The sequence below is a fragment of the Bacillus sp. ISL-41 genome, from assembly GCF_018613235.1.
Taxonomy (GTDB): Bacteria; Bacillota; Bacilli; order Bacillales; family Cytobacillaceae; genus Mesobacillus.
Genome location: NZ_JAGGQP010000018.1, coordinates 1 through 12,387, shown reverse-complemented (window position 1 = coordinate 12,387; position 12,387 = coordinate 1). Strand labels below are relative to the sequence as shown.

The following is a 12,387-nucleotide window of genomic DNA, read 5'->3' as shown; positions in this document are numbered from 1 at the left end:
GTGGCAGGATTACCGTCCGATATAGAAGATAAGCAGAGTTTGTACACCAGGAGGAGAAAGTAATGCATGTTTTGGATTTGGTTGCCAGAATCAACAATTGTGTCGAAGAACTCGATTTTGCTGCCGCAAGGATGTATATGGAGGAGAACATCGAGATCCTGAATGAGCATCGCAGCCGTTTAAAATCAAATGCGAGGGAATTGCTTGAGTTTTTGACGAAAAGGATGGAAGCTGGTCAGCAGCCGCTTACGAGGAAAGAAATGGCGGTCATCAATGCAGTGAACAGCTATGCTTCAAAGTTTGACTTGAGAGGCTTGAAGGTAATCATCAGGGACCACTCATTGTTATTTTTACGGAATGATATTGAAGCCTATTTAAATACGGATGCGAAAATCATCCTTGAGGGCATGGGTGCAATCCCAAAGGCAGCAAGTTAAAGAGGGTTCATATAAGTGTTGGTGACGGCTTCTCGGATGAGGCCGTTTTTTTTATTTGAATGAAACATTCATGCTAAATATTCCGTCTATCACAAAGTGGAAAATATTTTCACCCTGAATATTACAGGATTTTGCCAGAAAATAGCGAATATAGACTTATTGAAGTAAAAAAGCAATTGATTTACGTAGATAAATAGATTTTTAGGGGGAAATTCCGATGCGGAATCAGATGGATCCAACAGTTGAAAGAATACTAGAAAATATTGATAAGGTTATGACGGGTAAGAGGAATGTGGCGGAGCTCAGCTTGATTGCATTACTTGCTGGCGGACATGTTCTGCTTGAAGACGTGCCCGGAGTGGGGAAGACGATGATGGTCCGTGCGCTTGCGAAGTCTGTCAGCGCGAAGTTCAGGAGGATCCAGTTCACACCAGACCTGTTGCCTTCCGATGTGACAGGGGTTTCGATTTACAATCCAAAAGAGATGGAGTTTGAATTCAGGCCAGGCCCAATCATGGGTAATATCATTCTTGCCGATGAGATCAACAGGACATCCCCAAAGACACAGTCGGCTCTTTTGGAAGGAATGGAAGAGCATAGTGTCACGGTTGATGGTGTGACCCATATACTTGGCAAGCCATTTTTCGTCATGGCGACACAGAATCCAATTGATTATGAGGGTACTTATCCATTGCCTGAGGCACAGCTTGACCGATTCCTTTTAAAAATGAAGATGGGCTATCCTGCTCTGGATGAGGAAATGGAAGTTTTGCATCGAGCGCAGCGGAATCTTCCGGTCGAAGACTTGCAGCCTGTTGTAACGCTTGAAGATCTGCGTGACCTGCAACAGAGCATTAAAGAAGTAGTGGTAGATGATACGATCAAGCGATATATCGTGGAACTGTCTAGCCGGACTCGTGGCCATTCAAGCGTATATCTTGGTGTCAGCCCTCGTGGTTCGATCGCCTTGATGAAGGCTGCCCAGGCATATGCATTTATTTACGGAAGGGATTATGTCATTCCCGATGATATTCAGTACCTTGCACCATATGTTTTCGCCCACAGGATCATTTTGAAATCAGAGGCCAGGTTCGAAGGGATTACAACCGAGGATGTCGTCAACAGAGTGTTGGCGAGAGTGCCTGTGCCGGTCCAAAGGCTCGTGAAGTAATATGAAAAAGTATTTCCAAAAGTTTAAAGAAGTTTGGAAGCTCATCATTTTACTGTTATTGATTTTGATTACCTTTTCCTATGCGATGTTCCAGGGCGGCTTTGTCAGCTGGTTCCTGTTTTACAGCTTCTTGCCATTCGCTCTTTACGCATTGGGCCTCGCTCTTTATTCTATAAAAGATATCAAGGCGGAAAGAGTGTATACAAAACAGGAATTTAACGCTGGAGAGAAGTTCAAAGCCAGCATCGTTCTTGAAAGGAATATGATTTTCCCGCTGTTTTATGCGATTGGCGAAGAAGCGGTCGGGAATACACTTTCCGGTCACAGGGATTTGCAAAAGGCGAGGACAATGCTGTTTCCGGGATTCAGCCGGGTATTCGGCTTTGATTACTCGATTGAAAACCTTCCTCGCGGTGAGCATACATTACAAGGCATCAAGTTTAAAACGGGGGATCCGCTCGGATTAATTGAAAAAGAAAAGCTGCTGCCGGTTGAAAATAAGATTCTGGTTTATCCTGCGTATCAGGATATGGTTTACAGACCGGCAGCCCATCATTTTGACCAGGGGATGACCGCCTCGAAGGAGCGAGTCCAGCGTGATACGTCGATGGCTATAGGTGTTCGTGAATACCAGCCGGGAGACCGTTTCTCATGGATTAACTGGAAGGCGACCGCAAGACGGAATGACATTATGACTAAGGAATTCGAACAGAGGCAATCGCATGACGTGACTATTCTGATGGACTGTGCCCCTGAACCGCGCTTTGAAGTTGTCGTATCTTTCACTGCTTCAGTCATCAGGGCGATTTTACGAAAAGGCGCACAGGTGGGCTTATTGACATTAAGTGCTGAGCGTAAGGCGTTTCCTGCCCGTGGCGGTGAAGGTCATCAGCAACAGCTGCTCTACCATCTTGCTAAAATCCGGGATGAGTGCGCAGTTCAGTTTAACCGGGTCCTTGAGGCAGAGAGCTTCTTAGCGCAGCAGAACAATTCAATCATGTTGATAACCGCACAATTGACTCAAGAGCTGATTGAAAAAGCTGCCTTCTATAATCAACGGAACGGATCGGTGAGCATTTTCCTGGTCAAGAACCGACAGGAATCCCCGACCAATACGGAGAAAAATTTAAGAGCCTCGGCCAATGCAAGGGGAATCCATCTTGTCATGGTACATGACGGACAGTTCGCGGAAGCCTTCTCGGAGGTGAATAGAGGTTGAGGAACGATAATCCAAAAAAAGACTTCACTTTCTTCTTGCTGTATATTTTCAGCTTTTTGCTGCTGTGGGAGTGGCTTCGGCCATTGAAGGAACTGACAGATACTGGACACCTAAGTGTGTTTCTTGGTTTTGTGTTTATCTCACTAATGATGTCCTACTTCAATATGCCAATTCTTCCGTCAGCTATCATAAAAATCATCATTATCTTATATTCCGTCCACTTTATGTATTATGAGGGCACTTTCTTCAGCCTGGAGTGGTTTGGCCAGTTGTTCAATGAGGTTCTCGCTAATTCTGGGATTATCATGAATGCAGAATGGACCGAAATTTCCAATGCGTTCAGGACGTTGCTGTTCTTCACCTTGCTTTGGCTGATGGCATACCTGATTCAATACTGGCTGATTAACAGGAAACAAATTTTCGTGTTTTTCTTCATGACGCTCGTTTATATCACGGTACTTGATACGTTTACTCCATATGAAGCAGACCTGGCGATCGTCCGGACTGTGATTGCGGGCTTTGCTGTGATGGGGATGCTGGCGTATTACCGGATTGCAGATAAGGAAGCAGTGAATAAGAACCTGAAAAGTGCAAAAAGGTGGATGGTACCGCTAGTCGCCATGATTATCCTGAGTGTGGGGGTTGGCTATGCAGCCCCGAAGGCTGATCCAATCTGGCCGGACCCTGTTCCGTTCATCACCTCCTATAATGAGGATTCAGGCGAAGGCAGCGGAGGAGTTAAAAAAGTCGGTTACGGAACGGATGATTCCGCACTTGGCGGAGCGTTCATCGGGGATGATCGGGTTGTTTTTACCGCTGAAGCCGATGGTCGTCATTACTGGCGGATTGAGACCAAAGACGTCTATACAGGCAAAGGGTGGGTTGCAGACAAGGGGACTGCCGTGCCAGTGGAATTTTCACCTGAGCAAGCCATCCCGATGCAGCCTTTTGAAGAGCAAGTCAAAACGGAACAGCGGAAGAGCAGAGTTACCCCGAAGATAGGTTATCCTCACATTGTCTATCCGTTGGGGGTGACACAAGTTGAGGCATCTGCGGGGAAATCCGTTCTCCAATTCAGCCTTGATCCGTCAACAGAAAAGATCATGTCAATGGCGGATGGGCAAGCAGGCTCAATTGGACCATACTCCCTGACCTTTAACCACCCGGTATACAGTGTAGAAAAGCTTAAGGCAGCCGGACCTGAAGAGCTGGCAGCAGAATTTGCCTTCGTCTCGAAATACACACAGGTACCTGAAGAGCTTCCGGAGCGGGTAGTTGAGCTTGCTGAGGAAATAACAAAAGACAAAGAGACCTGGCTTGAAAAAGCGCAGGCAATAGAAAAGTACTTCCGGTCGAACGAATTTGTCTATGACCAAACGAATGTGGCAGTCCCGGACGACGATCAAGATTATGTCGACCAATTCCTGTTTGAAACACAGCGCGGCTACTGTGACAATTTCTCAACATCAATGGTTGTCATGATGCGCTCCGTCGGCATTCCAGCGCGATGGGTAAAGGGTTATACAGAAGGCGAATATATCGATACACTAGGGAATGGCCGCCGACTTTATGAGGTCACCAATAACAATGCCCACTCATGGGTAGAGGGTTATTTCCCTGGTGTCGGCTGGGTGCCGTTTGAGCCGACGCAAGGATTTTCAAATAACGTTCAATTTGAGTATGACAATAATAATGACTCACAAAACCAGACGGGCCAAGAAGAAGAGGAAGACACAACACCTGCAGATCCGGTGAAGCCTGAACTGCCAGAAGAGCAGGCTTCGGTTGATCAGCCAAAGGTCTCTTTTTCAGAAGGCCTGAAAACTGCAGGAGCATTCCTGAAGGATAACCTGCAGAAGATTTTCCTCACATTGCTCGTAGTTGCCGTGTTCACCGCAATCTTATATAGATTGAGAGGAAAATGGCTCCCTATCGTGTATATACTTCTCTATAAGTACAAAAAGCAAAACAAGTACTTGGAGAAAGCCTATATCGTCCTATTGAAAGAGCTCGGAAGATATGGCTTGAAGAGAGAGAAAGGCCAGACATTGCGCGACTATGCCAACTATGTGGATTCATTCTTCTCTACAAACGAGATGCGCTGGCTCACGGAAAAGTATGAAGAATATCTTTACCGCGGCAATATGGATGAAGACATGTGGCAGGATGCGAAAAAGTATTGGGAGTTCATGATTCGGAAAGTTAGTGCTTGACCGATAAATTATTATACTGATACAATGTTTGCAACTATATAGAATCAACCTTCATATATCCTCGATAATATGGTTCGAAAGTATCTACCAAATCACCGGAAATGATTTGACTATGAAGGCAGGCTTCTTTTTGTTCGTAACGGGCTGGAACCCTGCTTTCCTATTATTTTTTGGAGGCAGGATTCTGGCCTTTTTTATTGTCCAGCTTCTGCGCATTTGCTTTTCTGTATGTACAAAAAACGCGGCGATAAACCATACTATCTACATAACCTTCTGCTTAAGGAAGTTTCCGCGTTCTAATTTATAATGAGGTGACTTTATGAAAACCGAGCTGCAAGACCAGGAAAAGATTATTGTATTAGATTTTGGCAGCCAGTATAACCAGCTGATCACGAGAAGGATCAGGGAATTTGGCGTCTACAGCGAGCTTCATCCACATACGATTACGGCAGCTGAAATCAAGGAGATGAATCCAAAGGGAATCATTTTCTCTGGGGGCCCGAACTCTGTTTATGATGAAGGGGCATTCCGGTGTGATGAGGAGATATTTGAGCTAGGTTTGCCGATCTTGGGAATCTGCTACGGAATGCAGCTGATGACGATGCATTTCGGAGGCAAGGTCGAGAAGGCAAAGAACCGTGAATATGGAAAGGCCCTGCTGACACTGCATAATCAGAACAGACTATTTGAAGGAACACCGGGCGAACAGGTTGTCTGGATGAGCCATGGAGACCTTGTGACGATGTCACCGCCGGGCTTTTCGGTGGATGGCGTCAATCCATCCTGCCCAATAGCGGCAATGAGTGATGAAAGCCGCAAGCTTTACGCGGTGCAATTCCATCCTGAGGTTCGCCATTCCATCTACGGAAATGAACTTTTGAAAAACTTCGTGTTCAAAGTGTGCGAATGTGAAGGCAACTGGTCGATGGAAAACTTCATCGAAATCGAGATGGAGAAAATCCGCCAGCAGGTCGGTGATAAAAAAGTTCTTTGTGCGCTGAGCGGAGGAGTGGATTCCTCGGTGGTAGCGGTGCTAATCCACAAAGCGATCGGCGACCAGTTGACTTGTATCTTTGTTGATCATGGCTTATTGCGTAAAAATGAAGCAGAAGGTGTCATGAAGACTTTTGCTGATGGCTTCAACATGAATGTCATCAAAGTCGATGCGAAGGACCGTTTCCTCAGCAAGCTCGAGGGAGTTTCCGATCCAGAGCAGAAGCGTAAAATCATCGGCAATGAGTTCATCTATGTCTTTGATGATGAAGCTGAAAAACTGAAAGGCATCGAGTTCCTTGCGCAGGGAACATTGTATACCGATATTATCGAAAGCGGTACGGCGACAGCACAGACAATCAAGTCGCATCATAATGTTGGCGGACTGCCTGAAGATATGCAGTTCAAATTGATCGAGCCGTTGAATACCTTATTCAAGGATGAAGTCCGTGCGCTCGGAACAGAGCTTGGCATACCTGATGAAATCGTCTGGCGCCAGCCATTCCCTGGACCAGGTCTCGGTATCCGGGTCCTTGGGGCTATTTCTGAAGAGAAGCTTGAGATTGTTCGGGAATCAGATGCCATCCTCCGTGACGAAATCAAAAAAGCCGGACTTGACCGTGAAATCTGGCAGTACTTCACCGTCCTTCCTGATATCCGCAGCGTCGGTGTCATGGGCGATGCGAGAACCTATGATTACACGATCGGAATCCGTGCGGTAACGTCCATTGATGGAATGACATCAGACTGGGCAAGGGTTCCTTGGGATATCCTTGAAATCATCTCGACAAGGATTGTCAATGAAGTGGATCACGTGAACCGGGTTGTTTATGACATCACGAGCAAACCGCCTGCAACAATTGAATGGGAATAAAATACGAACGATTTTAAAAACGAACATGAAAATGTTCGTTTTTTTTATTGACTCAGGTCAAAAGCCCTGTTAGAATAAAACTGAACTTAATAATTTGTCATAATTCGTCGTATAATCTTGGGGATATGGCCCAAAAGTTTCTACCGAGCTACCGTAAATGGCTTGACTACGAGGTATATAAATCATGGCGGGCAATCTATCAAACTTATAATCTATTGCCACCATCATTTTTCTACTACCTTCAGTCAACGCCCGGTATCCCGTGGCGTTTTCTTTTTGGCCTTATTTCCTGAATTCTATTCAGGGGGAAAGAAAAATGAAGAAGTATTTTGAATTTGAAAAGCTCGGCACCAACTATCGCCGCGAATTCATTGGCGGAATGACCACATTCCTCGCCATGGCCTACATCCTGGTTGTTAACCCAAATATACTCACATTGGCAGACGTACCTGACCTGCCGGAAGCATTGAGAATGGATACAGGAGCTGTATTCGTAGCGACAGCACTTGCTGCAGCAGTCGGCTCCATCATCATGGGTCTGCTCGGTAAATACCCAATCGCCCTTGCTCCTGGAATGGGATTGAACGCATTCTTTGCTTACACAGTCGTCCTAAGCCACGGAGCACCATGGCAGCATGCACTTGCAGCAGTGTTCATCTCAAGTGTGTTCTTCCTGATCCTGACGATTTCAGGCTGGCGGGAAAAATTGATCAATGCCATACCGGTTGAACTGAAGCACGCAGTCGGAGCTGGTATCGGTTTGTTCATCACGTTTATCGGATTGAAAAATGCGGGTATCATTGTCGATAATCCAGCAACCCTCGTCGGGCTGGGTGACCTGACAAACGCCAACACATTGCTAGCGCTTTTTGGTTTATTGATTACAGTCATCATGCTGACAAGAGGCATTCATGGTGCAGTTTTCTTCGGAATCATCATTAGCGTTATTGTCGGAATGGTTTTCAACCTTATTGAAACACCTGAAAAAGTAGTCGGAGCAGTACCAAGCGTTGCGCCAACCTTTGGAGCAGTTTTCAGCGCTTTCGGTGATCCGTCATTCTATACATCAACAATGCTCGGGATCATCCTGACATTCCTGTTCGTTGATTTCTTTGATAACGCCGGTACACTTGTGGCGGTTGCCAACCAGGCAGGTCTAATGAAGGACAACAAGCTTCCGCGCGCCGGCCGCGCATTATTTGCAGATTCAATCGCGTCACTTGTTGGATCCATTTTCGGAACATCGACAACAACTTCCTATATTGAATCATCTGCGGGTGTTGCATCAGGAGCGAGAAGTGGATTTGCTTCTCTAGTAACGGCTGGATTCTTCCTGTTGTCACTGTTCTTTTTCCCGCTGCTCTCAGTCGTTACCTCTGCTGTAACAGCACCAGCATTGATTATCGTTGGAGTGCTGATGGTTTCTTCTCTTGGCAAAATTGAATGGGGCCGATTCGAAATTGCCGTTCCATCTTTCTTGACCATGATCGCAATGCCGCTTTCATCCAGCATTGCAACAGGGATTGCAGCAGGTTTCATCTTTTACCCAATTACAATGATTGTAAAAGGGAAGTCAAAAGACGTTCACCCAATCATGTATCTATTCTTTGTGATTTTCGTTCTTTACTTCGTGTTCTTGACAGAATAGCAATGAGGTCCAGCGGATAACGCTGGATCTTTTTTTGGCAAAAATTGAACAGTTCCTGCTAATTACTCCGGATTGACTTATAAATCTTCCTTTTATACGATATTCCCATAGAACAAGCTGAAACGGGGATCCGGCATGGACAATATCGAAGTAAAAAAAGGTTTGAATAATAATGTCTTGATTGCTGACCACCCTACATTCGGGGAAGTCATCCTGATCGGCAAGGGCATTGGCTTCAATCGAAAAAAAGGAGACAGGCTTGAAGAGGGACAGGCGGAGAAGATGTTTGTCCTGAAGGATGAAAAGGAGCAGGCAAACTATATCAAACTCTTGCCTTTTGTTGAGAATGAGCTGCATGAGGCCATCATTTCTTCTACTGAATTAATCAAGAAAAGGACAGGCAGCCAGCTGAACGAACACATCCACGTTGCCCTGACAGATCACTTAATGTTTGCAGTGAACAGGATTGCAAAAGGCATGGAATTCAAAAACCCTTTTTTGGTGGAAACAAAAACACTGTATCCTACCGAATTTGAAATCGCGAAAGAGGTTGTGGAACTGATTAAAGAGAAGTCCGGGATTGAACTTCCTGATGGGGAGATTGGATTTGTTGCTCTCCATATCCACAGTGCGGTAATGAACCGAAATCTGTCTGATGTTAATAAACACTCGCAACTTGTGACAAAACTGGTACAGATAATTGAAGAAAATCTCGATATCACAATCGATAAAGAAGGCATAGACTACACAAGGCTTGTGCGCCACATACGGTTCACGATCGAAAGGGTCAATAATGGTGAAACGGTAGAGGAACCAGAAAAATTTGCAATCCTCTTGAAAGAAGAATATCCAGTGTGCTACAATCTTTCGTGGAAACTCATTAAAGTGATGCAGCAGACCTTGAAAAAACAAGTATGCGATGCTGAAGCCGTGTATCTGACGATGCATTTGCAAAGGCTTCAGAAAAAAGTTAAATAAAGCAATTATTTCTTACGTGTTACTGATTCGATCAGGCATGAGTAAAGAATGTAATTGAAATGGAGTTTTATGGGTAATATATCCGTATGCTTCTTTCGATACATCTTTCTCATGCCTTTTTTATTTGTTTTTTTAATGTTTGTAACCGCTTTAGGAGAAAAAATTTCAGGAGGTCTTCCTATGTTTAAGAAAGCTTTTGGTGTTCTTCAAAAAGTAGGTAAAGCGCTCATGCTTCCAGTTGCCTTGCTTCCAGCTGCAGGTATCTTGCTTGCTCTGGGTGCGGCGCTGAGAAACCCTGCTTTACTGGAGCTTGCTCCATTTTTAGATAACAGCGGCGTTGATATGGTAGCTGCTGTCATGCAAAAAGCCGGGGACGTTGTCTTCGGGAACCTGCCGCTCTTGTTCGCGGTCGGTGTAGCTGTTGGTTTGGCTGGCGGTGAAGGTGTTGCTGGTCTGGCGGCGATTATCGGGTACCTGATCATGAATGTAACGATGGGTACAGTTTTGCAAATCACGCCAGAGGATGTTAACGGTCTTAACTACCAAAACATTCTTGGTATCCCAACCCTGCAAACAGGTGTGTTCGGGGGTATCATCGTAGGTATTATTGCCGCAGCTCTTTACAATAAATTCTTTGAAATCGAGTTGCCATCTTATCTTGGTTTCTTTGCTGGTAAGCGTTTCGTGCCGATCATCACAGCAGGAACGGCAATTTTGCTTGGTCTGGCCATGCTTGTCATCTGGCCGCCAATCCAAAATGGCCTAAATGCATTCTCACAAAACATGGTTCACGCAAACTTGACACTATCAGCATTCATCTTTGGTGTAGTTGAACGTTCATTGATTCCATTTGGCTTGCATCACATTTTCTATTCACCATTCTGGTATGAATTTGGCCAGTATACTACTTTGGCTGGAGATGTTGTCCGCGGTGACCAGCGTATCTTCATGGCGCAGATTGCGGATAACGTACAAGACCTTGAAGCTGGTACGTTCATGACTGGTAAGTTCCCGTTCATGATGTTCGGACTTCCAGCAGCAGCTTTGGCGATTTATCACGAAGCACGTCCGGAAAGAAAAGTAGTCGTCGGCGGTCTGATGGTATCTGCTGCTTTGACTTCATTCCTGACAGGTATCACAGAACCTCTAGAGTTCTCATTCCTGTTCGTAGCTCCAGTACTATTCGGAGTTCACGCGATTTTCGCAGGTCTTTCATTCATGACGATGCACCTATTAGATGTAAAAATCGGTATGACATTCTCTGGTGGTCTTATTGACTACATTCTGTTTGGATTGATCAATCCGCAGACAAATGCGTGGATTGTCATTCCCGTAGGTTTAGTATTCGCGGTTATCTACTACTTTGGTTTCCGTTTCGCGATCCGCAAGTTCAACCTGATGACTCCTGGCCGTGAAGCAGCGGAAGATGATCAGGAAGAAGGCGGTGCAAAAGGACAGGCTAGCGACCTTCCGTATGAAGTTCTTGACGCAATGGGCGGTAAAGAAAACATCGCTCACCTTGATGCATGTATCACTCGACTTCGTGTATCTGTGAATGATATTAACAACGTTGATAAAAATCGTTTAAAAAAGCTGGGTGCTGCCGGTGTACTTGAAGTCGGAAACAACATCCAGGCAATCTTCGGGCCGCGTTCAGAGACAATTAAAGGTCAGATGAGAGATATCATGAATGGTAAAAGGCCCCGTCCGGTTGAAACAAACCAGGCAACAGAGGTTGAGCAGCAAATTGAAGAAGTGAATCCAGAAGCATTGCAGACGCATCATGATGCAGATGCTAATGCAGATGTATTCGTTTCTCCTATTAAGGGTGAAATCCTGCCAATCACAGAAGTGCCTGACCAAGTCTTCTCAGGAAAGATGATGGGAGATGGATTTGCGATTGTTCCTGCTGAAGGTACAGTTGTATCACCAGTAGACGGAAAAATCGTCAACCTGTTCCCGACAAAGCATGCGATCGGAATCCTTTCTGACTCTGGACGGGAAATCCTTATCCATGTGGGCATAGACACAGTGAACCTGAAGGGACAAGGATTTGAAACACTTGTATCTGAAAATGACACTGTGAAAAAAGGACAGCCATTGTTGAAGGTTGACCTTGATTACATCAAGAAAAACGCAACATCCATTATCACCCCAATCGTATTCACTAACCTTTCAGAAGGGGAAAGCATTGTCATCAACAAGAAAGGCAATGTGGATGTGAAGGACGAGAATATCATTACAATTTCTAAATAAGATTAAAACTAAAACAGCCGGTCTCTTGAATGGAGCCCGGCTGTTTTTATATATAGAAGAAAAGTGAGCATCCGGAATATTTCCCAATTATTTCAAGGGATAATCATGTTGACTCTGGACATGTCCGGTGATAGTATATAGAAACAGTCGCGAACAGGTTAACAACATTTTGATGATGAAAAAATAAATCAAAAAGCTGTTGACATTTAACGCTGTGATGTGATAAATTATTAAAGTCGCTTCTGAGCGGCGCAATAAATTGTTCTTTGAAAACTAAACAAACAAGCGTCAACAAACAATAAATGATCATGTTTCTTCTATAAGAACATGAGCCAACGTTTTAACTTATGAGCTAACTCATAACTCTTTTTTGGAGAGTTTGATCCTGGCTCAGGACGAACGCTGGCGGCGTGCCTAATACATGCAAGTCGAGCGGATCTTCATTAGCTTGCTTTTGAAGATCAGCGGCGGACGGGTGAGTAACACGTGGGCAACCTGCCTGTAAGACTGGGATAACTTCGGGAAACCGGAGCTAATACCGGATAATCCTTTCCCTCACATGAGGGAAAGCTGAAAGACGGTTTCGGCTGTCACTTAC

Annotated in this window: 8 protein-coding genes, 1 rRNA gene and 2 riboswitches; all 9 genes read left to right on the top strand. The window is 45.0% G+C overall.

Annotation, left to right across the window (positions count from 1 at the left end):
• Window positions 1-62: 62 nt before the first annotated feature.
• Window positions 63-437, top strand: a complete 375-nt coding sequence (locus tag J7I80_RS08555) for a hypothetical protein (RefSeq protein WP_214737554.1) — start codon at window positions 63-65, stop codon at window positions 435-437.
• A gap of 217 nt (window positions 438-654) precedes the next feature.
• On the top strand, window positions 655-1,608 hold the full coding sequence (locus J7I80_RS08550; RefSeq protein WP_214737552.1) for an AAA family ATPase: 954 nt from the start codon (window positions 655-657) through the stop codon (window positions 1,606-1,608).
• Window position 1,609: 1 nt separating this feature from the next.
• Window positions 1,610-2,827 (top strand): DUF58 domain-containing protein, encoded by a 1,218-nt coding sequence (locus J7I80_RS08545; RefSeq protein ID WP_214737550.1) that lies wholly within the window; start codon window positions 1,610-1,612, stop codon window positions 2,825-2,827.
• Entirely contained in the window at window positions 2,824-5,040 is a 2,217-nt protein-coding gene (locus J7I80_RS08540) for a transglutaminase TgpA family protein (protein WP_214737547.1), read from the top strand. Before J7I80_RS08545 ends, J7I80_RS08540 begins: the two co-directional genes overlap by 4 nt.
• Window positions 5,041-5,071: 31 nt before the next feature.
• Window positions 5,072-5,173: riboswitch (purine riboswitch) on the top strand.
• Between the two features lie 186 nt (window positions 5,174-5,359).
• Window positions 5,360-6,907: a glutamine-hydrolyzing GMP synthase gene (gene guaA / locus J7I80_RS08535; RefSeq protein WP_214737545.1), complete on the top strand. Its 1,548-nt coding sequence runs from the start codon at window positions 5,360-5,362 to the stop codon at window positions 6,905-6,907.
• A gap of 87 nt (window positions 6,908-6,994) precedes the next feature.
• A riboswitch (purine riboswitch) is annotated at window positions 6,995-7,096 on the top strand.
• A 127-nt stretch (window positions 7,097-7,223) separates the two neighbouring features.
• A complete protein-coding gene (locus J7I80_RS08530; RefSeq protein ID WP_214737543.1) occupies window positions 7,224-8,555 on the top strand; it encodes an NCS2 family permease in 1,332 nt (443 codons plus the stop codon).
• A gap of 135 nt (window positions 8,556-8,690) precedes the next feature.
• Window positions 8,691-9,533, top strand: coding sequence for a glucose PTS transporter transcription antiterminator GlcT (gene glcT / locus J7I80_RS08525; protein WP_214737541.1), 843 nt, complete (start codon window positions 8,691-8,693; stop codon window positions 9,531-9,533).
• Window positions 9,534-9,713: 180 nt separating this feature from the next.
• Window positions 9,714-11,789: a glucose-specific PTS transporter subunit IIBC gene (gene ptsG, locus J7I80_RS08520; protein ID WP_214737539.1), complete on the top strand. Its 2,076-nt coding sequence runs from the start codon at window positions 9,714-9,716 to the stop codon at window positions 11,787-11,789.
• Window positions 11,790-12,156: 367 nt separating this feature from the next.
• Window positions 12,157-12,387 (top strand): 16S ribosomal RNA (locus J7I80_RS08515); the annotation flags it as partial.

Coding starts and splice junctions, on each gene's coding strand:
- J7I80_RS08555 (WP_214737554.1), top strand. CDS start 63: ATGCATGTTTTGGATTTGGTTGCCAGAATCAACAATTGTGTCGAAGAA.
- J7I80_RS08550 (WP_214737552.1), top strand. CDS start 655: ATGCGGAATCAGATGGATCCAACAGTTGAAAGAATACTAGAAAATATT.
- J7I80_RS08545 (WP_214737550.1), top strand. CDS start 1,610: ATGAAAAAGTATTTCCAAAAGTTTAAAGAAGTTTGGAAGCTCATCATT.
- guaA (WP_214737545.1), top strand. CDS start 5,360: ATGAAAACCGAGCTGCAAGACCAGGAAAAGATTATTGTATTAGATTTT.
- J7I80_RS08530 (WP_214737543.1), top strand. CDS start 7,224: ATGAAGAAGTATTTTGAATTTGAAAAGCTCGGCACCAACTATCGCCGC.
- glcT (WP_214737541.1), top strand. CDS start 8,691: ATGGACAATATCGAAGTAAAAAAAGGTTTGAATAATAATGTCTTGATT.
- ptsG (WP_214737539.1), top strand. CDS start 9,714: ATGTTTAAGAAAGCTTTTGGTGTTCTTCAAAAAGTAGGTAAAGCGCTC.